This is a genomic window from Sphingomonas alba (assembly GCF_023516555.1).
Taxonomy (GTDB): Bacteria; Pseudomonadota; Alphaproteobacteria; order Sphingomonadales; family Sphingomonadaceae; genus Sphingomicrobium; species Sphingomicrobium album.
The window spans coordinates 1,587,103-1,606,625 of the sequence record NZ_JAMGBD010000001.1 but is presented as its reverse complement, the minus strand read 5'-3'; the positions used below and the strand labels follow the sequence as shown (position 1 = coordinate 1,606,625).

At 64.3% G+C, this 19,523-nt stretch carries 24 protein-coding genes; 10 read left to right on the top strand and 14 right to left on the bottom strand.

Annotated features, from left to right (window positions below):
• Window positions 1-74: 74 nt before the first annotated feature.
• Window positions 75-389 carry a DMT family transporter gene (locus LZ536_RS08455; RefSeq protein WP_249848078.1) on the bottom strand — a complete coding sequence of 105 codons (315 nt, stop codon included), beginning with the start codon at window positions 387-389 and terminating at the stop codon, window positions 75-77.
• 39 nt (window positions 390-428) lie between these two features.
• Between LZ536_RS08455 and LZ536_RS08450 the strand changes: the two genes are divergently transcribed.
• Complete coding sequence (locus LZ536_RS08450) at window positions 429-1,070, top strand: DUF1345 domain-containing protein (protein ID WP_249848077.1); 642 nt, start codon at window positions 429-431, stop codon at window positions 1,068-1,070.
• On the opposite strand, the gene LZ536_RS08445 is transcribed toward LZ536_RS08450, so the two are convergent.
• Together LZ536_RS08445 and ispG are read right to left on the bottom strand one after the other, a co-directional pair.
• The gene (locus LZ536_RS08445; RefSeq protein WP_249848076.1) at window positions 1,067-1,969 is read right to left on the bottom strand and encodes a DMT family transporter; all 903 of its coding nucleotides are present in this window, start codon (window positions 1,967-1,969) and stop codon (window positions 1,067-1,069) included. The two genes, LZ536_RS08450 and LZ536_RS08445, sit on opposite strands and share 4 nt — an antisense overlap.
• A gap of 38 nt (window positions 1,970-2,007) precedes the next feature.
• Entirely contained in the window at window positions 2,008-3,132 is a 1,125-nt protein-coding gene (ispG, locus tag LZ536_RS08440) for a flavodoxin-dependent (E)-4-hydroxy-3-methylbut-2-enyl-diphosphate synthase (RefSeq protein ID WP_249848075.1), read from the bottom strand.
• A 111-nt stretch (window positions 3,133-3,243) separates the two neighbouring features.
• Between ispG and LZ536_RS08435 the strand changes: the two genes are divergently transcribed.
• From LZ536_RS08435 to LZ536_RS08415, 5 genes are read left to right on the top strand one after another with little or no spacing between them, the layout of a single operon-like run.
• Complete coding sequence (locus LZ536_RS08435) at window positions 3,244-5,379, top strand: toll/interleukin-1 receptor domain-containing protein (RefSeq protein WP_249848074.1); 2,136 nt, start codon at window positions 3,244-3,246, stop codon at window positions 5,377-5,379.
• Between the two features lie 31 nt (window positions 5,380-5,410).
• A complete protein-coding gene (locus LZ536_RS08430) occupies window positions 5,411-5,974 on the top strand; it encodes a hypothetical protein (RefSeq protein WP_249848073.1) in 564 nt (187 codons plus the stop codon).
• A 28-nt stretch (window positions 5,975-6,002) separates the two neighbouring features.
• Entirely contained in the window at window positions 6,003-6,488 is a 486-nt protein-coding gene (locus LZ536_RS08425) for a hypothetical protein (RefSeq protein ID WP_249848071.1), read from the top strand.
• The gene (locus LZ536_RS08420; RefSeq protein ID WP_249848068.1) at window positions 6,488-8,323 is read left to right on the top strand and encodes a DUF4231 domain-containing protein; all 1,836 of its coding nucleotides are present in this window, start codon (window positions 6,488-6,490) and stop codon (window positions 8,321-8,323) included. The genes LZ536_RS08425 and LZ536_RS08420 overlap by 1 nt, the downstream gene beginning before the upstream one ends.
• Window positions 8,324-8,367: 44 nt before the next feature.
• Window positions 8,368-9,252, top strand: coding sequence for a S1/P1 nuclease (locus LZ536_RS08415; RefSeq protein WP_249848059.1), 885 nt, complete (start codon window positions 8,368-8,370; stop codon window positions 9,250-9,252).
• Here the strand turns inward: LZ536_RS08415 and LZ536_RS08410 are convergent.
• From LZ536_RS08410 to LZ536_RS08395, 4 genes are all read right to left on the bottom strand, one after another.
• Window positions 9,249-10,181: an alpha/beta hydrolase gene (locus LZ536_RS08410; RefSeq protein ID WP_249848057.1), complete on the bottom strand. Its 933-nt coding sequence runs from the start codon at window positions 10,179-10,181 to the stop codon at window positions 9,249-9,251. The genes LZ536_RS08415 and LZ536_RS08410 overlap by 4 nt on opposite strands.
• Window positions 10,178-10,414, bottom strand: coding sequence for a hypothetical protein (locus LZ536_RS08405; RefSeq protein ID WP_249848055.1), 237 nt, complete (start codon window positions 10,412-10,414; stop codon window positions 10,178-10,180). Before LZ536_RS08405 ends, LZ536_RS08410 begins: the two co-directional genes overlap by 4 nt.
• A gap of 105 nt (window positions 10,415-10,519) precedes the next feature.
• Window positions 10,520-10,717: a type II toxin-antitoxin system antitoxin gene (locus LZ536_RS08400; RefSeq protein ID WP_249848053.1), complete on the bottom strand. Its 198-nt coding sequence runs from the start codon at window positions 10,715-10,717 to the stop codon at window positions 10,520-10,522.
• 9 nt (window positions 10,718-10,726) lie between these two features.
• Window positions 10,727-11,632, bottom strand: a complete 906-nt coding sequence (locus LZ536_RS08395; RefSeq protein ID WP_249848051.1) for an SPFH domain-containing protein — start codon at window positions 11,630-11,632, stop codon at window positions 10,727-10,729.
• Window positions 11,633-11,726: 94 nt separating this feature from the next.
• Here LZ536_RS08395 and LZ536_RS08390 point away from each other — a divergent pair, with 94 nt between their 5' ends.
• The gene (locus tag LZ536_RS08390; RefSeq protein ID WP_249848049.1) at window positions 11,727-12,641 is read left to right on the top strand and encodes an isoaspartyl peptidase/L-asparaginase family protein; all 915 of its coding nucleotides are present in this window, start codon (window positions 11,727-11,729) and stop codon (window positions 12,639-12,641) included.
• Here the strand turns inward: LZ536_RS08390 and LZ536_RS08385 are convergent.
• From LZ536_RS08385 to LZ536_RS08360, 6 genes are all read right to left on the bottom strand, one after another.
• Window positions 12,623-13,759: a GNAT family N-acetyltransferase gene (locus LZ536_RS08385; protein WP_249848047.1), complete on the bottom strand. Its 1,137-nt coding sequence runs from the start codon at window positions 13,757-13,759 to the stop codon at window positions 12,623-12,625. The genes LZ536_RS08390 and LZ536_RS08385 overlap by 19 nt on opposite strands.
• Window positions 13,746-14,456 (bottom strand): glycerophosphodiester phosphodiesterase family protein, encoded by a 711-nt coding sequence (locus LZ536_RS08380; RefSeq protein ID WP_249848039.1) that lies wholly within the window; start codon window positions 14,454-14,456, stop codon window positions 13,746-13,748. Before LZ536_RS08380 ends, LZ536_RS08385 begins: the two co-directional genes overlap by 14 nt.
• Window positions 14,431-14,892: a RidA family protein gene (locus LZ536_RS08375; protein WP_249848038.1), complete on the bottom strand. Its 462-nt coding sequence runs from the start codon at window positions 14,890-14,892 to the stop codon at window positions 14,431-14,433. The genes LZ536_RS08380 and LZ536_RS08375 overlap by 26 nt, the downstream gene beginning before the upstream one ends.
• A 139-nt stretch (window positions 14,893-15,031) precedes the next feature.
• A complete protein-coding gene (locus LZ536_RS08370; RefSeq protein ID WP_249848036.1) occupies window positions 15,032-15,778 on the bottom strand; it encodes an SDR family NAD(P)-dependent oxidoreductase in 747 nt (248 codons plus the stop codon).
• Window positions 15,775-16,389, bottom strand: a complete 615-nt coding sequence (locus tag LZ536_RS08365) for an HAD family hydrolase (RefSeq protein ID WP_249848034.1) — start codon at window positions 16,387-16,389, stop codon at window positions 15,775-15,777. The genes LZ536_RS08370 and LZ536_RS08365 overlap by 4 nt, the downstream gene beginning before the upstream one ends.
• The gene (locus tag LZ536_RS08360; RefSeq protein WP_249848032.1) at window positions 16,386-16,649 is read right to left on the bottom strand and encodes a DUF3572 family protein; all 264 of its coding nucleotides are present in this window, start codon (window positions 16,647-16,649) and stop codon (window positions 16,386-16,388) included. The genes LZ536_RS08365 and LZ536_RS08360 overlap by 4 nt, the downstream gene beginning before the upstream one ends.
• 43 nt (window positions 16,650-16,692) lie before the next feature.
• Here LZ536_RS08360 and LZ536_RS08355 point away from each other — a divergent pair, with 43 nt between their 5' ends.
• Window positions 16,693-17,088, top strand: coding sequence for a response regulator (locus LZ536_RS08355; protein ID WP_431357940.1), 396 nt, complete (start codon window positions 16,693-16,695; stop codon window positions 17,086-17,088).
• 179 nt (window positions 17,089-17,267) lie between these two features.
• Here the strand turns inward: LZ536_RS08355 and rpmG are convergent, their stop codons facing one another.
• Window positions 17,268-17,435 (bottom strand): 50S ribosomal protein L33, encoded by a 168-nt coding sequence (gene rpmG, locus LZ536_RS08350; RefSeq protein ID WP_037498456.1) that lies wholly within the window; start codon window positions 17,433-17,435, stop codon window positions 17,268-17,270.
• Window positions 17,436-17,581: 146 nt separating this feature from the next.
• Here rpmG and LZ536_RS08345 point away from each other — a divergent pair, with 146 nt between their 5' ends.
• Complete coding sequence (locus LZ536_RS08345) at window positions 17,582-17,890, top strand: hypothetical protein (RefSeq protein ID WP_249848029.1); 309 nt, start codon at window positions 17,582-17,584, stop codon at window positions 17,888-17,890.
• Between the two features lie 34 nt (window positions 17,891-17,924).
• On the top strand, window positions 17,925-19,523 hold the full coding sequence (locus LZ536_RS08340) for a cisplatin damage response ATP-dependent DNA ligase (RefSeq protein WP_249848028.1): 1,599 nt from the start codon (window positions 17,925-17,927) through the stop codon (window positions 19,521-19,523).

Genomic DNA, 19,523 nt, shown 5'->3' with positions numbered 1-19,523 from the left:
GGCGCAAAGATGAATGGCAGATTTTTACAGGGGTGATTTCGACAAACGGGTGCTGCTGCGCCGACGAAGGGTGGTCATCCCGTCATGCGAAGCGCCGCGATGGCCGCGACGATGGCGAGGATGAGCAGCAGCCGGATGGTGCTTGACGGCTCATTGAACCAGAGCATCCCGACCACGACCGTGCCGACCGCGCCGATTCCGCCCCAGACCGCATAAGCCGTCCCCATCGGAATCTGCCGGGATGCGACTTCCAGCAATGCCATGCTGACTGCGACCGAAGCCAGGAAGGCCAATGTCCAGGGCAGGTTCTTGAACCCGTCAACGAACCGGAGCGAGGTCGTGAAGCCGACCTCGAACAATCCCCCAATGATCAGCCAGAACCAGGCCATGCTCTTCCCTTGCCGGAATTGGACGTTAGGCTCCGGGTCATGGCATCCAGGCGCACCATCGGCAATCGCATCGCCCCGCCGCGCTTCATCCTGTTTTTCGTCCTGATGCTTGTCGGCAGCGCGATTGCGGGTGGCTGGCTCGAGCGGACGCTGGCCATCATGGCGGGTTTCGACATCGCCGCCTTGGGATTCATCATCGCTTGCGCCAGCCTGTTCGACGATGAAGCCATGCAGATGCGCAAGTCTGCGAGCGAGAACGACGCGAACCGCCTAGTCCTGTTCCTGCTGACGTTGGTCCTGTCGCTGGTCATCCTGGTAGCCGTTGCGGGTGAGCTGACCGGGGATCGTCACCTGTCCGGGTTCGAAAAGGCCCTGGTCGTCACGACCCTGATGCTCGCCTGGTTCTTTGCCAACCTCGTCTACGCGCTGCATTATGCGCACCTCTTTTACTCGAGCGACGCTGGTGGCGACCATGCCGGGCTCGATTTCCCCGGCAAGCGACCCGAGCCCGACTATTGGGACTTCGTCTATTTCTCGTTCACTCTTGGAATAGCGTTGCAGACCTCCGACGTTTGCATCACCTCGACCCGGATCCGGCGGCTGGTGGTGATGCACTGCATCGGCGCTTTCATCTACAATCTCGGAGTCCTCGCACTCGCGGTGAATGTCCTCGCCGGCTAAGCGGCGACTTCCATGCTTGGATCGGCTTCTTCCGGTGTCCGCGCCGCCAACAGGCAGCCGCCGATGATCATGGCTGCACCGGCGACGGTGAAGGGCGAAACCGTTTCGTTGAAAATGATCCAGCCAAACAGCGCGGCCCACAGGAAGCTCGTATATTCAGTCGTGGCAAGATAGCTCGCCTGCGCGCGCGCATAAGCCCAACTTAACAATAGCAGCGAAGTCGTCGCCAGGAACGCCGCCAGGATGATCAGCGGCAGCTTATCCACGGGCGGCGGCTCGATGCCGAGAACCGGCACCGCCGCAATCATGCCGATGAACATGAAAAGGCTCTGGAAGAAGCTGGCCTCGACCGGCGGCGCTGCCAAAGACTGCTGGCGCATGAGGATGATGTTCACCGCATAGCAGCCGGCCGAACAGAGGATGGCGATACTGCCGAGCAAGGCTTCGTGGCCAAGGTCAGCCCGTGCCTGGCCCCAGACGATGATGAGAACCCCGGCAAAGGCGACGATCGACGCGCCGATCAGCCGCGGTCCGACATGTTCCTTGAGGATCGCGGCGGCGAGATAGAGCGCCATCAGCGGGGCGATGAACGCCAGTGCGATCGCCTGCGCCATCGGCACCCGCGCCAGTCCCCAGAAAAAGGTTGCGGCCATGACCGAGCCGAGAAGGCCACGGGTGGCGTGGATCCTCATTGTCCTCCGGTCCGGCCGGCGCGGCTTGCTCGACGCAAAGAGCGCGCCGGTCATCAGCATTCCGGCGAGGCTTCGCCAGAAGAGGGTGATGTAAGTGCCAAGAGCCAGCACCAGCCCTTTCATCACGGCGTCCATGGCGGAGAAAGTGGCGATGCCGAACGCCGCCACCATGAAAGCAATCAAAGGAGGATGGCGCGGCTCGACCATGTCCGGGCCCTAGCGATGCGCCTATGGAAAGGGAAAGCCTATTCGGCGGCTTCGGCCGCTGCCTGTTCGGCCGCTTCGATTTCGGCCGCCTTCGCCTCGACCAACTTGACGATATGATCGACCATGTCGGCATCCTGCACATGGTGATCGGTCACGCCCGACAGATAGACCATGTGCTTTCCCTGGCCGCCCCCTGTGATGCCGATGTCGGTCTCGCGCGCCTCGCCGGGACCGTTGACGACGCAGCCGAGCACGGAGAGCGACAGTGGCGTCTTGATATGCTGCAGCCGCGCTTCCAGTGTTTCGACTGTCCGGATGACATCGAATCCCTGCCGCGCGCAGCTTGGGCAGGAGACGACGCGGACGCCGCGGTTGCGGATGCCCATGGCCTTCAGAATCTCGTAGCCGACGCGGACTTCCTCTTCCGGTTCGGCCGACAGCGATACCCGAATAGTGTCGCCGATCCCCGCCCAAAGCAGGCTGCCGATACCAATCGATGATTTGACCGTGCCGGTGAGCAGGCCGCCGGCTTCGGTGATGCCAAGGTGGAGCGGGCAATCGACCTGGCTCGCGAGCTGCTGGTAGGCGGCGACGGCGAGGAACAGGTCCGACGCCTTCACGGCAACCTTGTAGTCGCGGAAATCATGGTCTTCGAGGATCCGGATATGGTCGAGCGCACTTTCGACCAGCGCTTCCGGGCACGGCTCGCCATATTTTTCCAGCAGGTCCCTCTCCAGGCTGCCGGCATTGACGCCGATGCGGATGGCGCAGCCGTTGGCGCGCGCCGCCGAAATGACTTCCTTCACCCGCTCTTCGGAGCCGATATTGCCCGGATTGATCCGCAGGCAGGCGGCACCGGCGTCGGCGGCCTCCAGGGCCCGCTTATAGTGGAAGTGGATGTCGGCGATGATCGGCACCTTGGCGGCGCGGATAATCTCCTTCAGCGCAGCGGTGCTCTCCACATCGGGACAGGACACTCGGATGAGGTCAGCGCCCGCTTCCTCGCAGCGGCGGATCTGGTCGATCGTCGCTTTGGCATCCGACGTCGGGGTATTGGTCATCGTCTGGACGCTGACGGGCGCGTCGCCGCCGACAGCAACGCTGCCGACCATGATCTGGCGGGAAGGACGGCGCTCGATGTCGCGCCAGGGTCGTATCGACATGGCGGCGATATAGGCCCCGAGGCCATGCGCGCCAACCTTATCCTTCGGGAATCGCGCGACTTACGAATCTCTGTTATTGCCCGACATTAACAGACGGGTGGGGCAAACCGTATGCGGGAGGTCGCCCTAGTATCGCCGCGAAGCGTTGCCGGCACGAGCCGGCGCGAACGCCCATCCGTTACCCCGCGCTATTGGGCCTTCCTCAGCTACAGCCACAAGGACAGCGAAACCGCCGATTGGCTGCATGGCGCGCTGGAGAAATTTGCCGTTCCGCGCTCCCTGGTCGGCAATGACAGTCCCCACGGGCCCATACCCGCCCGCTTCAGCCCGATTTTCCGCGACCGCCAGGAGCTCGCGGCAGCGAGCGACCTCGGTCACACGATCCGAGAGGCGCTCGCGGCGTCGCGCTGCCTGATCGTCCTCTGCTCACCGGACGCGGCCCGGTCGCGTTGGACAAACGAAGAGATCATCGCCTTCAAGAAGGCGCACCCATCCGGCTGCGTATTGGCGGCGATCGTCGATGGCGAGCCCTTTGCAAGCGAACTTCCCGGCCATGAGGGCGAGGAATGCTTCCCGCCGGCACTTCGCCAGAAGTTCGACAGTCGCGGCCGGCCGACCGGCAAGCGCGCCGAGCCCATCGCGGCCGATCTCCGCCCGACCGGTGACGGCCGCCAGCTCGGCCTCCTCAAGATCATCGCCGGAATGCTTGGCGTCGGCCTTGACGACCTCGTCCAGCGCGAGCAGCAGCGCCGCCACAAGCGCCTCACCACCATCGCGGCCGCCTCGCTCACCGGCATGGTCCTGACCAGCGGCCTCGCCGTTTTTGCCTTCGAAAAGCGCGACGAGGCCCGCGACCAGCGCCGCGAAGCCGAGGGCCTGGTCGGCTTCATGCTCGGCGATCTTCGCCAGAAGCTGGAGCCGATCGGCCGGCTCGACGCGCTCGACGCCGTCGGTAGCCGGGCGCTCGCCTATTTCGCCAAGCAGGACAAATCGGAGCTGTCCGACGCTGCCCTTGCCCAGCGAAGCAAGGCTCTGACCATGATGGGCGAGATTGCGCAGACCCGCGGCGATCTCGAAGGGGCCCGCGCCCGCTATGCCGAGGCCATGTCAGGCACCGCGGAAATGGTCCGCCGGTCGCCGGACGATCCAGAACGGCTCTTCGAGCATGCGCAGAACGTGTTCTGGATCGGCGAGATTGCGCGCGAGCGCGGCCAGCTCGACCAAGCAGAAGCGGCTGCGAGGGAATACAAGAACCTGTCCTACCGCATGACGTCCATCGATCCGGCAAGCGTCCGCTACCGGATGGAAACCCAATATTCCGATGCCGAGCTCGGGATCGTCTACCTCGCCAAGCGCCGCTTCCCCGAGGCGTCACGGCAGTTCAAGGCAGCGGTCGCGACCATCGAGCGCGTTGCGGCGGCCGAGCCCAACAATCGCGAATACCAGCTGAACTTCTCGAAATCGCTCGCCTGGCTCGCCGATGCGCAATGGTCGGAGGGCAAGCTCGACGAGGCGATCGCCCAACGCGAACGCGAAGTCGACCTGCTCACCCGCCTCAGCAAACGCGGGCGCGACGTCGAGTATCTCGAGCAGATGATCATCGCCCACCAGGCCTTGGGCCGGCTCTTCGCTTCGCGCGGCGAGTCAAAGGAGGCGCTTGAGCACCTGAATGCCGCGGTATCGGTCGCCGAGAACCTGATCCCGTCCGAGCCGGACAATATGCGCTGGGTGGAATATGCCGCTTCCTCGAAGCTCGCGCTTGCCAATACCTTGCTCGCTTATGGTTCGAAGGAGGAAGCGGGTGTCCAGGCGCGCGCCGGCTGCGACATGGTCAGCCGGCTTCTCGCGCGTTCGACACAGGTCACTTACTGGCAGGAGGTCAATCGCGACTGCCTGGCGGTTCGAGCGGAGCTTGCCCTCGCGGCCAACGCGACGGACGAAGCCGCGTCGCTGGCGGGACAATTGCTGCGGTCCACTCAGGCGGTCGGCAAGGGGCCGAGCCTGGACGACCGCTATAAGTTGGCAGCAGCGCAGCGCCTGGTTGGCGATGTCGCGGACCGTCAGGGCGACCGCGCCCGCGCCCTTCAAGCCTGGCAGGCGGGCCTTGCTACCCTGCCGAAAAACGTCACCGAACGTCCGCGCGAGCTCGGCGAGCGGGTAGAGTTGCTGAAGCGCGTTGGCAGGAACGCGGAAGCGCGGGCGATTGAAGCGCGTCTTGCCGCAATGGGCTTCAGGCGGTCGATCTAGATTCCAACGAGAAAGTGGCAGGGAGGGAAAAATGGCCAAACGGTTTCCCAAGCATGTGAACATCATCGCTCATGAAGACCCCAGCAAGCCGGACGGAGTCTCCTTCCACCTGGAAACGCCCAAGGGCGAAAAGCTGGAAAGCATCGTCTTCAGCAAGGACGACGAGTTGATGGCCAAGAAGGACGAGCATGAGGTGCACTTCTCCCTCGTCCAGGAATCCGGCATGACGCTGGAATTCGCGCAGAGCCTGACCGACGTCCTCTGGGTGGCCTGGGGCGACAAGGATCATATCCCTGCGTGCCCGACGTCGGGCAACGGCCAGGATCCCGTCTTCTACGCGGAAAAGTCGGCGCCCAAGAAGCTGACGGTCGTCAACACCAATCCGTCGAATTGCTTCTTCAGTTTCACCATCAACTTCGTGGACAGTTCGACACAGGGCGTGAAGAAGCTCATCCCCTACGATCCCATCGGCGACAATCGGAACGGCGGCAGCTCGATCGATCCCACGGGGTTCGCGTCCTCGTCCATTTTCAACACGCTGATTGTGGCCGGCGTCGCGCTCGTCGTGGTGCTCGGATACGTTTTGCTGCGCTGAACCGGCGCGCTTTGCGAGGGAGGGAAACATGGCACGCAGGCCCGTGACGATTACCGTCAGGATCAAGAGCGACAACCCCGCCGACTTCGAGCTGTCGACAACCGGCAATACGCCCATCAAGAAAGGGGGCGCCGGCGGGGACGATGAGGTTACCTTCGACAATTGGCAGGGCGGGGTGTTCAAGGACGGGTTCGAGATCGCCTTCCAGATTCAGGACGATACCGGCAAGGGCTACATGTACTTCCAGGACCCGAACCCGACCAAGGCGGACCTCAATGACGCGATGGCGGTCAAAGTCATCAATCCCAATGGCCATTGCCCGCGGGCAGGCTCGACCTGGGTCGGATTCGCGCCGACCGGCATGAGCGCCGACCGGAAGACGCTGAGCGTCCTCAACCCCAATGAATACAAGCAATATTTCGGCTTCGCCTTCTTCTTCGGATTGCAGGGCGATTCCAAGTACAGGCTGAAATATGATCCCATCGGCGACAACCGGAACGGTCTCGCAGAATAGTGAGGGAAGGCGTTCGGAACGGAGATAGACAAGGGCCAAGCGCCGGTCCGCCGCCGCTCCCTTTTGCGCTGACGATCGGTGTCACAGGGCATCGGCTGGAAGCGATACCGGCGAAGCAACGCACCGGCGTACAGACCCGGATTGCTGATGTCCTGGCGAGATTAGAGGCCGAAGCGCTGTCGCTCCATCGCCGCGAGCCAGATTTGTTCGCATCCGATGCGCCCCTATTCACGCTCGTCAGTCCGCTTGCCGAGGGTGCTGACCAGATGGCGGCAGAAGCGGCGTTGGCGCGCGGCTGGCAATTGCAGGCGATCCTGCCGTTCGACCGCCAGACCTATCTCGCCGATTTCAACGATGATGATAGCCGCGCCCGCTATGACAGGCTCGTTGCATCGGCTCGATGCACGCTTGAATTGCCCGGCGATCCGCAGGATCGATTGGAGGCCTATGTCATGGCGGGGCGCGGAACCGTGGCCCACTGCGACATCCTCATTGCCGTATGGGACGGCCTGCCTCCACGCGGTCGCGGCGGCACTGCCGAAGTCGTCGAGCTCGCCATCCAGCGCGGAACGGCGATCATCCATCTACCGGTCGATCCGGGCGAGGGCCGCATCCTGTGGAGCGCCTTCGACCCCAATGTCCTGACCCGCAGCCGCCACGACGCCAATGTCAGCCGGCCTTTCGACAAGGACAGTCTCCGCCAGTTGCTGGAAGGCATGCTGGCCCTGCCGCCAAGCGAAGCCGAGCGGCGCTTCTACTCGCAATTCTCGAATGAGCGGCAGCGGCGGCTTCGCGCTCGTCTCGAGTATCCGATCCTGCTGGCGCTTACCGGAACAGGGCGCCTGAAACGTGCGCACTGGCACGAGGGCAAGTCGGCGGCGGCGATTGAGGAGGAATGGCAGAATTTCCTCGCCGGCTGCACCGACTGCCACGGTGTCTCGGCTCCGCTCGACCTCTTGCAGAAAGCCTATGGATGGGCGGATCGCATGGCGACTTACTACGCCCAGACCTTCCGCAGCGGGCACATTTTCAACTTCGTGTTCGCCGCCACCGCCGTCATCCTCGGCCTGTCGTCCTTTGCTTTGCCGACATCGAAACTGCATCTGGCGATTGCCGAAATGCTCATCACGCTGGCGATCATCATCAACACGGCCGTCGGGATGAAGCAGGAATGGCATCGCCGTTGGCTCGATTATCGCCAGCTTGCGGAGCGCCTGCGACCATTGCGGAGCCTCAAGCTGATGGGCATAGCCGCGCCCGACCCGCCGGGCAGCCAGGCCAACCCCGTCGCCCGCCGCTGGATCGATTGGTACGCCGCCAGCATCTGGCGGGCTTTGGGTTGCCCGCACGGCCGCATCGGACAGGAAAATGTCGCGGAGTTGACCGATTCCATCGTCCGTCACGAGATCGAACCGCAGATCGCCTACAATGAGCGCAGCGCGCATCAGATCGAGACGCTCGACCGGAGGCTGGCGCGGTTCGGCATGGCTCTTTTCGTGCTCACGCTGATCGCCTCTGTCGCGGTGATCTGGGGACTGATCTTCGATCCCGATTGGGTGAACAACACGCAGAATTGGGCGACCTTGATGTCGGCCGGCTTCCCTGCTGTCGGAACCGCGATTTTTGGCATTCGCTTCCAGGGCGATTTCGGCGCCAGTGCGCTCCGGTCGCGATCCACAGCGCGGACGCTCGCTGCCATTCGCGACCAGATTGGCGATGGCAAATCCAACCTTAACCGATCCGCCGACCTCATGGAGCAGTCCGCGCGCGCCATGCTCGGTGACCTCGACGAATGGCGGCTCATCATTCAGCAGCTGGACCTGTCGGTCGGATAAGCTTGGCGGCTGCAATTCGGCTCTGCCCGCGTTAAGTCGCTTGAGTGCCGATTCGAAAGCTAGCTTTGTTCGCCGCCGCTTTATGCGCGGCTTCCCCCGCCTCTGCCTGGTGGGAATATGGTCACGAGTCTGTTGGCCGCATCGCGCTTGAGAGCGTCCGCCCCGACACACGGGCGCAAATCAACCACCTGCTCGCCAAGGGCAAGTTGCTCGACACGCCGGAATGCCCGGTTGCGACGATCGAGGAAGCCAGCGTCTGGGCCGATTGCGTCAAACCATTGGGCGACCGCTTCACCTATGCCTACGCCTGGCACTACCAGAACGTCGACATCTGCAAGCCGTTCGATCTCAAGCCTGCCTGCAAGGACGGCAATTGCGTTTCGGCGCAGATCGAGCGCAACGCCCGCCTGCTCGCGGACCGCAAGGTGCCGGAGCGCGAGCGGCTCATGGCCCTCGTCTTCCTCGTCCATTTCATGGGCGACCTCGTCCAGCCGATGCATGCCGGCGATCGCGGCGACAAGGGCGGTAACGACGTGAAGGCCAATTACGGAATCGTCGGCGGCCACACGAACTTGCACAGCATCTGGGACGGCCATCTCGCCGAGCGTTCCATCTCTACGCCGCCAGCCGGGCCGCGAGCGATCCTCGCCTCCTCCACTTCGGAAGAGCGCGCCCAGCTTGCCGCCGGCACCGTCGAGGACTGGAGCCGCGACAGCTGGGAAGCGGCACGCAAATACGCCTATTCGTCTTTGATCGGCGATGCCTGCGGGCCGAAGCCGCAGGACCGGCCGACGCTCACCGAAGTCGAAGTCCGGGAACTGATTCCGGTCGTCCGGCGGCAGGTTCTCGCCGGCGGGGTTCGTCTGGCGAAGCTGCTCGACGATGCCCTGGGACCCGAGGCCAGGGCCCCCGGCCAGAAGCGCAACTAGCGCTTCACGAAACTCGCGATTTCATCGACGACGGACGGAGCAATCGGCAGCGACGCATCGCCATAGGCCGCCATATTGGCGGCGCGGTCATCGCTGAGCACCGGCTTCAGGACGTGGTTGACCCCCGGCAGGACCGCCAGCTTCGCCTTGGGCTGCCCGGCCGCCAAAAGCTTCGCATCTTCGACGCTGACCTGGATGTCCTTGTCGCCCTGGACGATTAGGTAAGGGACAGTCAGCCCGGCGGCGAGCTTCGGCGGGTCCTGTGCCAGCAGGTTCATGACGAATGGCTGCACTGCCGGGTTGAACAAAGGCTGCAATGGCGCCGGCAAGGTCGCGGCATCGACCGGGTTACCAGCTTCGAGCGAATCCAGCGCCGCCAGGGCCGGCTGCAGGATGGGCGCATTGGCCGGATTGCCCTTCAACTGGTCGCGCATCACCGTGCCCAGCTTGCGGCCGGGACCGGACACGCTGATGACTCCGCAGATACCTTCGGGCTTCTGGCCCGCGGTCAGCGCGACCAGCGACCCTTCGCTATGCCCGAGCACCCAGACGCATTTGACGCCGGTCGCGGCTTGCGCGCTCTTCACCCAGGCGTGGGCGTCGGCGGCGTAATCGGCGATCGTGACCTTGTTCGCGTCCGGGATCGCCGCCTTGCTGCCAAACATGCCGCGCTTGTCGGTCCGGATGGAGCTGACGCCCTGTTTCGCCAGCCCTTCGGCCAGCATGCGATAGGGCGCGGCAGTGACTCCGAGGGGGTTGTTGCCGTCACGGTCGGTCGGTCCGGATCCCGGAATGATGAGCACGACCGGGGTGCCCTTGCCGGCATCGGTCAGCGTTCCCGCCAGACTGCCCTGCGGGCCCGGTGCAGTGATTTCACGCTCGACTGGCGCGGCTGCGACAGCTGCCATGATCAGAAACTCCGCAATCATTCCTTACCTCCCCAGCGCCAGTGCCATCCACCGCGCGTAGTCTTGATGACGATGACCAGGAAAATGGCCGTCGCCGTGACGATGACCGAGCCCATTGCCCAGCCGTTGGTCTTCAGGATCTGCGTCGCGCCGATGATGGTCGCGACATAGGCCAGGGTGATCACCCACCCCTGCCAGGCGATGGGCACGCCGCCGCCGTAACCGTAACGCTTCGGCGCAAACCAGTCGGCCATCAGCCGAACGCCAGTCCGATGCCGATCCCGAGCAACAGCAGGCACAGGGCCGCTGCGATCAGGAATGGCTTGCGCTGCGACGATGAATGAATGGCCATGAACATATCAGTCTCCCTTTGGCGGCCGGCCGCGCTTGATCGGCGTCGGCATGTCCAGCTTCACGCCCCTCGCCTTCAATGCCTCGCGAAGCAGGCATTCGACCTGCGCATTCGTGCTGCGCAGTTCGGCGGCGGCGCAGCGCTCGACCGCGGCCCAAAGGCCCGGATCGACCCGCAAGGGGTAGGCTTTGCGCTCGCCGCCCACATCCGCCTCTTATGAATAGAGCGTGCCGGCGTTGACGACAGGCTGGGTGTCACGCTCGCCGCAAAGGACGACCATAAGGTTCGACACCATCGCCGCGCGGCGCTCGTCGTCGAGGTGGACGACGTTCTTCTCCGACAATTGCTCGAGCGCCATTTCGACCATTCCGACCGCGCCCGCGACCAAGGTCTGACGCGCCGCCACGACGGCCTGCGCCTGCTGACGGCGGAGCATCGCCTGGGCGATTTCCTGGGCATAGGCAAGGTGCGTGAAGCCGCATTCATCGACCGTGATTCCCGCGATCGCCAGCCGTTCAATGAGTTCCTTGCGAAGTTCGCCCGCGACCTCGTCGAGGTGACCGCGCAGCGTCACATCGTGGTGCTCGAAATCGTCATATGGGTAACGCGAGCCGATCTTCCGGATCGCCGCCTCGACCTGGACGCGGACGAACGCTTTATAGTCATCAACGTCGAACAAAGCCTGGGCCGTGTCGACCACGCGCCAGACGATCTGCGCCGCCATCTCGATCGGGTTGCCGCGTTGGTCGTTGACCTTGATTTTCTCGCTGATGAAGTTGTTGGCGCGAACCGACACCTTCTTGCGGATCATCCACGGCAGCACCCAGCGCAGGCCGGTCGTGCGGTCCGTTCCTTGATACTCGCCGAACAGAGTGATCGCCGCCGCCTGGTTCGGCTGCAACATGTAGAAGCCGCAAGCGATGAAGAGCAGCGCCAGCGGCGCGACAATCACCGCCGCGATGTGAATGGCGGGCCCCTCGCCGCCCCTGGCCAACCCGACAATCCCCCAAACTTGTGCGAGGATTGCGACCAGCAACAAGATGAGCATGACGTAGCCGCTGTACGCGCTCGCCGGCCGTTCCCGGCTCGCCGTCAGCGCAATGGTTTTCGACTCGAACATGTGACCTAGCTCCCCTTAATTTGATATCAATTTAATATCATGTTGCGACAAAGGTCAACTGGAATCGGCGGCCGCCTCTCGCTAAGGGCCGCGCATGGCATGGCGTTTGATGGTTCACGGTGGCTGCGGAGCAATGCGGCCGGGCGGTCTCGATCCCGATCAGGAGGATGCGGCGCGCGGCGGCCTCAACGCCGCGCTCGATGCAGGGGAGAAGATCCTTGCGGCGGGCGGTAGCGCCCTCGACGCCGTCGATGCCGCCGCCCGGGTGCTCGAGGACGATCCCGTCTTCAACGCCGGCCGCGGCAGCGTCCTCAATTACGATGGTAGCATCGACCTCGACGCAGCGATCATGGACGGCGCCGCCCGCGACGCCGGCGCCGTCGCGGGCATCAAGACCGTGCGTTGCCCGATCGCTTTGGCCCGCGCGGTCATGGAACAGTCGAGCCACGTCCTCCTCTCCTTCGAAGGCGCCGAGCAATTCGCCCGCGAGCACGGTTTCGAGACTGTCGACAACAGCTATTTCGAGACCGAGGAGCGCCGCGCACAGCTCGACAAAGTGCTTGCCGCCGGCGGCCATTTCGATGCCGACGTGAAATACGGCACCATCGGCGCGGTCGCAGTCGACGAGGCCGGCCACGTCGCCGCCGCAACCTCGACCGGCGGCCTCACCGCCAAGCGCTGGGGCCGGATCGGCGATTCGCCGCTCATCGGTTCCGGCACCTACGCCGACGATCGTTCGGCGGCGATTTCGGCCACCGGGTCGGGCGAGTATTTCATCCGCGCCGTCGCGGCCCACCAGGTCGCCGACCGCATCCGCCTCGCCGGCGCATCATTGCAGCAAGCGGTCGACGACACGCTCGCCGACATCAAGGAAATGGGCGGCACGGGGGGCCTGATCGCGGTAGCGCCCTCGGGCGAAGCGGCCTGGGGCTTCACGACGCCCGGCATGTACCGCGGCGTCGCCGGCCCGGACCTGCGCATCGTCGGCGTCTATTCCGAAGACCGATAAGGCAAAGCCGTCCGGCACCACTCCAGCTCGGCAGCAATCATCTCATCCTCACGCGCGAGGAAGTCCGCCACCGCCCGCCGGAACCCCGGATCGGGCAGGAAATGCGCCGACCGGGTCATCACCGGCTCGTAACCGCGCGCCAGTTTGTGCTCGCCCTGCGCTCCAGCCTGCACGCAACCCAGCCCATGATCGATCGCCCATTCGATCGCCCGGTAATAGCTGAGTTCGAAGTGCAGGAACGGCACTTCCTCGACCGCACCCCAATAGCGTCCGTAGAGCGTATCGGCCCCAACCAGGTTCAACGCGCCGCCGATCGGCCGCCCGTCGGACAAAGCCATGAACAGCAGGCACTGCTCACCCATCCGCTGCCCGAGCAAGTTGAAGAACTCGCGCGTCAGGTAGGGATGCCCCCACTTCCGCGAGCCGGTGTCCTGGTAGAAGGTCCAGAAGGCATCCCATTCCGCCGCTCCGATCTCGGCCCCGCGCAATGCCCGAACCTCCAGCCCCTCGACCGCTGCCGCCCGTTCCTTGCGGATCTGCTTACGCTTGCGGCTCGATAGCGCGGCAAGGAAATCGTCGAAGCTGCCGTAGCCGCGATTGAGCCAGTGGAACTGGATTCCGCTTCGCGCCAGCCAGCCGCGCGCCGCAAACTCCGCGACCTCCGCCTCATCGACAAAAGTGGCGTGCGCCGACGACAATCCGTTCTGGGTCACGACCGCTTCAATCGCCGCCAGCAACGCCTGCCGCGACCCGCCCAGCAACCGCCGCCCGGGCACGGGCGTGAACGGCACCGCAACCTGCAGTTTTGGGTAATAACGCCCAGCCGCCCGCTCAAAGGCCTCCGCCCAGCCATGGTCGAAGACATATTCGCCCTGGCTGTGGCTCTTCAGATAGGCCGGAGCGGCGGCGGCAATCGTGCCGTCCGCGCCCTCGACGACAATCGGTGCGGCCGTCCAGCCCGTGCCCTCGCCGACGCTGCCCGAATCTTCCAGCGCGCTCAGGAAGGCATGGCTGAGGAACGGATCGTCCTTCTCGGCAAGCGCATTCCATTGCGCCGCGTCGAGCGTGGCAACGCCCGGCGCGATACGCGCAACACCCAAGCTTTCACGGTCGGCCATCGCCCTCCCAAATAGCGGCATCGGCGTGAACCTCTGCTTTCCGCCGCAGCTCCTGGCTCCGCACCGTCCAGCTATAGACCGGCATCCGCCGCCTCGCTCTTTCGACCCAGGCCTTCCCGAGCGCCGCAGTCTCAACAGCCAGGAACTGCGGATCGGCGAGCCACATCGCCCAGTATCTCTTCCACGCTGGCAACCGGTCCCTGACCACCAGTCCCCGCCGTACCTCAGGCAAATTCGTCTTCATCAATCGCGACACGCGTGGATCGAAACTCATCACCCCGAAAGCGCCACGATAGTCCGCCAAAGCGCGCTTCAGCGCTGGCGCCCAGCGCCAAATGTCTCCGTCGACCTTCACCTCAAGCAGCAGCGGCGCCCTCCCGTCGACCAGCTTCAACAAGCTCTCCAGGGTCGGGATCGGCCCGTCGCCAAGCCGCAGCCGGCCCAGCTCGGCAAGACTGCTTGTCCCGATCCGCATCGGGCTTGCGCACAGGCGCATTGCGTCTTTGTCATGGAAGACGACCACGTGGTCATCCCGGGTCAACCGCAAGTCGCACTCAATCCCTGCGCCCATTTCGAGCGCACCTGCAAAGGCAATCAGGCTGTTTTCCGGGAATCCCGCACCATAATGCAGCCCCCGATGCGCGAACCCCTTGGGGCCCGGCTCCAACGGGTCAGCTACGGACCTGGACGATCGCATCGACCTCGACGGCCACGCCAAGTGGCAGCACCGGAACGCCGACGGCGGAGCGGGCGTGACGCCCGGCCTCGCCGAACACGTCCTGCATCAGCTCGGACGCGCCATTGGCGACCTTCGGCTGGTCGGTGAAATCGCCATGGCTGTTGACGAATACGCCCAGCTTCACGACCCGCTCGACGCGGTCCAGCGTGCCAAGCGCTGCCTTCATCTGCGCCAGCAGCATGATTCCGCAACGGCGCGCGGCGGCAGTGCCCGCCTCGAGGTCGAGACCTTCGCCAAGCCGCCCAGTAATCAGGCTGCCATCCTCGGCGAAGCTGATCTGTCCCGAAATGTGCAGCAGGCCATTGGCCTCGACCGCCGGGACATAGGAAGCGACCGGGGCCGCGGGCGTGGGAAGGGTGATGCCGAGCTCGGCAATGCGCTGGTCAATGCTCATGGGCGGTGCCGGTGCACTCCGACAGGTTTTGGGTCAACCCCCAACCCACCCGCTCGTCCTGAGCGTAGTCGAAGGGCGCTGGCACAACCGCCGAACATACGCCCTTCGACTTCGCTCAGGACGAACGAGAGTTTGTGACTCAACCTTGCCGCTCGACCGAGAAGCCAGCCCAGCTCTGGCTGACCGGCATCAGCTCGATCGAGTTGATGTTGAGATGCGGCGGCAGGGTTGCCAGCCACCAGAAGAGATCGGCATGGTCCTCGGCCGTCATCGGCGCCATGTTCGAATAAAGCGCGTCCGACGCCGCCTGGTCGCCGCCCGTGCGGACGAGCGTGAACTCCGTCTCCGCCATCCCCGGCTCGACCGAGGTCACGCGCACGCCGGTCCCCTGCAGGTCGCAGCGAAGGTCGAGGCTGAACTGGCGCACGAAGGCCTTGGTCCCGGCGTAAACCGCGCCGCCTTTGTACGGATAGGTGCCCGCTACCGACGAAAGGTTGATGATCTGACCCTTGCGTTCGACCAGCTTGGGCAGCAGCGCCCGGGTCAAGGCGACCAGGCCGTTCACATTGGTGTCGATAACCTCCTCGATCCGGTCCCAGTCGGTGTCCGGAAGCGGGGTCGTCGGCGGCGCCAGCCCGGCATTGTTGAGCAAAAGGTCAATGTCGCCCCATGGCGCGGACAGCTTTGCGAGGCCCGCGACCGCTTCCTTGTCGCGCATGTCGACTTCAAGCGGCAGGAAATTTTCGCCGAGCTCGTCCTGCAGCTCGCGCAGCCGCTCGGCCCGCCGCCCGGTGCCGATCACGCGCCAACCGCCGCCCGCGAACTTGCGCGCTGCCGCCCGGCCGAAGCCCGAGGTCGCGCCGGTGATGAGGATGGTCTTGGTCATGCGCTCTTCAACCTTTCAAGAATCCAGTCCGTGGCGGTCGGCCAATCGTCGATGCGGGCGTGCGCCTCTGCGGCAACCGGCACGGCCGGCGCCAGCCGTGGCTCCGCGACCATGTGCAGCCGCCAGGTATCCGGCGAATGCTTGGCGACCGAGGCATGATGGACCGGCAAATCGTCGACAAAAACAGATGCAGTCGCGCTGTGCCGCTGGATGATCGCTCGGGCCGGAACGCCCTTGCCGCCCTGGTTGCAGACCACCTCGTGGGCGATGCCATGCGCCGCCAGCTGCTCGACGCGCCAGCCATGCGCCTCATCGCCAAGATTGGTGAGAATGACGATGTCCGCGACCTCGCCGATCCGGCCGAGCGCCTCCAGCGCACCTGGCGTCAGCGTCTGGCGGTGCATCGCGCCGCGGAAAAAGTCGGTGAGCAGCGGCCAGACCCGGTCACGCTCAACCACCTCACCATTGTGGCGATAGGTCAGCGCCTCCGCGAAGTCCCCCGTCTCGAAAGCGAAGTTGATGTCATGCTCTTCGTCCAGCCAGTCCTGGAAGTGCGCGACCATGTGCAGCAGCACCTCGTCGCAGTCGGTGATGAGGAGCGGGCGGTTCATTCGAGTTCGGCCTTGGCGCGCAAAAGGTCCTCCGGCTTGACGCCGATATCTTCGGCGACGGCAATGAGGTCGGGCTCATGCGCTTCCAGGAACGTAATGCAAGCCGCCAGGAGCGACGGATCGCCGATCCGCGATCTTATCCCATCCGGAGACAGTCCGGTCAGCGACAGGAACCTCTCCGCGCGCCGTTCGTCAGTGAGCGTCGCGGCGAGCGCGGAAAGTGCCAGCGTTTCGGCGTCATTGTGCGTTGCGCCATTCATGGCTTATTTTGTTGCAACCAACAGGGGAAAAGGTTTGGCGAAGATCTTGGTTGTCGAGGACAATGCGCTGAACATCAAGCTGTTCTGCGACCTCCTCGCCGCGCACGGCCACGAGCCGGAAGGTGTGCTCGACAGCCGCGACGCGCTCGAAGCGGCCCGCAACTTCAAGCCTGACCTTGTCATCACCGACATCCAGCTTCCGCATGTTACCGGGCTCGAACTGATGGAGATGATCCGCAAGGACGATGAGCTAAAGGACGTACCGATCATGGCCGTCACGGCCTATTCGGGCGTCGGTGACGACGAGCGCATCCGCGCCGCCGGGGCGCAGGCCTATGTCGCCAAACCGATTTCCGTGGTTCGCTTCGCTGAAACTGTCGAGGACTTGCTGGCCGGCAGGAACCAGCTGGCGCAGGCGCCGACGCCGCAAGGGGCGTAGCCCCAAGACTCGTCATTCCCGCGAAAGCGGGAACCCGGTTGTTCTTGTTGAAGGGCAGTCACGAAGTGAATTCGTGACGTCGATCCGCTCGGCCAAGAGGCCGGCGGTCGGCCGGCCGTTCGCACTCTCTTCGCGCTACTCGACGATTGCTTCGCAATCCTCTCGCTGCGCTTAGGTGCTTACTTGATCTTCGCTTCCTTGAACTCGACGTGCTTGCGCGCGACCGGGTCGTACTTGCGGAAGCTCATCTTCTCGGTTTGGTTGCGCGGGTTCTTCTTGGTGACATAGAAGAAGCCGGTGTCGGCAGTGCTGACGAGCTTGATCTTGACGGTTGCCGGCTTGGCCATCGCGAGAAATCCTGAAAGCTGAAAAATCAAAAAGCGGCGTCATGCGCCGCTCGAACGCGCCGCCCAATGACGCCCGGAGCCACTTTTGTCAAGCAAAGCACGGCTTTGAGAGGTCGTTAACCAATTTGGGTGAACTTCCAATCGTTATGGCGACTGATTCGATCAAACTGGTCCGTGGACAGCTGGGCGAGCGCATCGCCAATATTCAGCGCACCGCGGCGCGCCTGTCGCCGCTCGATGTCTACCAGCGCATGGACGAGATCCGCGAAATGGCCGCCGCCAACGGAATGGCCGTCCTTGAGCGCCTCGCCCAATGCTCGGCCCAGCTGGCGCTGCTTCCGGGCCACCGCGTCGCCACTGCATCCTGCCTCGAACATTTTGGCGAAGCCCTCGACAGCGAATCGCCTGCCGACTGCCAGACCATCCTCGCCGCCCTCGCGGTCCGCCTCCACTAAGGCATCTCTCGCGCGATTCGTGCATTAAGGCGCGGTGCGCGCTTTTTCACAGCTGCTCGACGATCTCGTCTACACGCGTTCGCGCAACGCCAAGCTGCGCCTGATCGGTGACTACCTGAAGGAAACACCCGACCCCGACCGCGGTCTTGCGCTCGCCGCCATGACCGGCACCCTCGACATCAAGGCGGTGAAGCCGGCCCAGGTTCGCGCCATGGCCGAAGACCGCATCGACCCCGTCCTTCTGTCGATGAGCCGCGACTATGTCGGCGACATGGCCGAGACGCTCTCGCTGCTCTGGCCTGTGCCGGAAGGGGAGCCGCCCGACCTCGACGACGGCACCATCCGGCTTTTCGACGCCGTCGACCGGCTGCAGCAGTCCAGCCGCGTCGACGCTCCCGCCGTCCTAGCGCGGATGCTCGACCATCTCGACGTCTCCGGCCGGTTCGCAATCATCAAACTGGCGACCGGCGCGCTCCGGGTCGGCATTTCCGCGCGCCTCGCCAAGCAGGCCTTTGCGGACGCCTTCGGCCTCGATGTCGAGGCAGTCGAGGAAGTCTGGCACGGGCTCAAGCCGCCCTATGCCGAGCTGTTCGACTGGGCCGAAGGACGCGGCGAGCAGCCGTCGGCCGAAGACATGCCGCTCTTCCGGCCGTTCATGCTCGCTTTGCCGCTTGAGGACCTGCGAGTCAGCCTCGACGACTTCGCCGCCGAGTGGAAATGGGACGGCATCCGCGTCCAGATCTCCCATGCCGGCAGCGAAACCCGTGTCTACAGCCGCACCGGCGACGACATCAGTCACAGCTTTCCCGAAATCGCCGAGGCCTTCGCGACGCGCGGTGTCGTCGATGGCGAGCTGCTCGTACGCGGCGCCGGCCAGGGCGCGGAGGAGCATGGCGGCGCCGCCGCGAGCTTCAACGCCCTCCAGCAGCGCCTCGGCCGCAAGAATGTCTCGAACAAAATGCTCGGCGAATATCCGGCGTTCGTCCGCCTCTATGATATCCTCTTCGACGGCCATGAAGACCTCCGCGCCTTGCCCTGGTTCGAACGACGGTCACGGCTCGAACGGTTCGTCGGAGAGCTCGACTCCCACCGTTTCGACCTCAGTTCACTGATCGAGGCGCCCGACTTCGCAACGCTTGAAGACATGCGACTGTCCGCCCGCGATGCCGCCATCGAAGGCATGATGCTGAAGCGTCGCGACAGTCCCTACACGTCCGGCCGCAAGGCGGGGCTGTGGTACAAGTGGAAGCGTGATCCCCTGACCGCCGACTGCGTGCTCATGTATGCGCAGCGCGGTTCGGGGAAGCGATCCAGCTTCTACAGCGACTTCACCTTTGGCTGCTGGACTGACGCCCAGGAGTTGCTGCCGGTCGGCAAGGCCTATTTCGGCTTCACCGACGAGGAGCTGAAGTGGCTCGACCGCTTCGTCCGCACGCACACCGTCCAGCGATTCGGCCCGGTCCGCGAGGTCGAAAAGAGCCTCGTTCTCGAGGTCGCCTTCGATTCCATCCATTTGAGCAAGCGGCACAAATCGGGCCTGGCGATGCGATTCCCGCGCATTTCGCGTATCCGCGACGACAAACACGCGCACGAGGCCGACCAGATTGCCACATTGTTGGCGCTTGTCACTTGA

Coding starts and splice junctions, on each gene's coding strand:
- LZ536_RS08455 (WP_249848078.1), bottom strand. CDS start 389: ATGGCCTGGTTCTGGCTGATCATTGGGGGATTGTTCGAGGTCGGCTTC.
- LZ536_RS08450 (WP_249848077.1), top strand. CDS start 429: ATGGCATCCAGGCGCACCATCGGCAATCGCATCGCCCCGCCGCGCTTC.
- LZ536_RS08445 (WP_249848076.1), bottom strand. CDS start 1,969: ATGGTCGAGCCGCGCCATCCTCCTTTGATTGCTTTCATGGTGGCGGCG.
- ispG (WP_249848075.1), bottom strand. CDS start 3,132: ATGTCGATACGACCCTGGCGCGACATCGAGCGCCGTCCTTCCCGCCAG.
- LZ536_RS08435 (WP_249848074.1), top strand. CDS start 3,244: ATGCGGGAGGTCGCCCTAGTATCGCCGCGAAGCGTTGCCGGCACGAGC.
- LZ536_RS08430 (WP_249848073.1), top strand. CDS start 5,411: ATGGCCAAACGGTTTCCCAAGCATGTGAACATCATCGCTCATGAAGAC.
- LZ536_RS08425 (WP_249848071.1), top strand. CDS start 6,003: ATGGCACGCAGGCCCGTGACGATTACCGTCAGGATCAAGAGCGACAAC.
- LZ536_RS08410 (WP_249848057.1), bottom strand. CDS start 10,181: ATGATTGCGGAGTTTCTGATCATGGCAGCTGTCGCAGCCGCGCCAGTC.
- LZ536_RS08405 (WP_249848055.1), bottom strand. CDS start 10,414: ATGGCCGACTGGTTTGCGCCGAAGCGTTACGGTTACGGCGGCGGCGTG.
- LZ536_RS08395 (WP_249848051.1), bottom strand. CDS start 11,632: ATGTTCGAGTCGAAAACCATTGCGCTGACGGCGAGCCGGGAACGGCCG.
- LZ536_RS08390 (WP_249848049.1), top strand. CDS start 11,727: ATGGCATGGCGTTTGATGGTTCACGGTGGCTGCGGAGCAATGCGGCCG.
- LZ536_RS08385 (WP_249848047.1), bottom strand. CDS start 13,759: ATGGCCGACCGTGAAAGCTTGGGTGTTGCGCGTATCGCGCCGGGCGTT.
- LZ536_RS08380 (WP_249848039.1), bottom strand. CDS start 14,456: ATGCGATCGTCCAGGTCCGTAGCTGACCCGTTGGAGCCGGGCCCCAAG.
- LZ536_RS08375 (WP_249848038.1), bottom strand. CDS start 14,892: ATGAGCATTGACCAGCGCATTGCCGAGCTCGGCATCACCCTTCCCACG.
- LZ536_RS08370 (WP_249848036.1), bottom strand. CDS start 15,778: ATGACCAAGACCATCCTCATCACCGGCGCGACCTCGGGCTTCGGCCGG.
- LZ536_RS08365 (WP_249848034.1), bottom strand. CDS start 16,389: ATGAACCGCCCGCTCCTCATCACCGACTGCGACGAGGTGCTGCTGCAC.
- LZ536_RS08360 (WP_249848032.1), bottom strand. CDS start 16,649: ATGAATGGCGCAACGCACAATGACGCCGAAACGCTGGCACTTTCCGCG.
- rpmG (WP_037498456.1), bottom strand. CDS start 17,435: ATGGCCAAGCCGGCAACCGTCAAGATCAAGCTCGTCAGCACTGCCGAC.
- LZ536_RS08345 (WP_249848029.1), top strand. CDS start 17,582: ATGGCGACTGATTCGATCAAACTGGTCCGTGGACAGCTGGGCGAGCGC.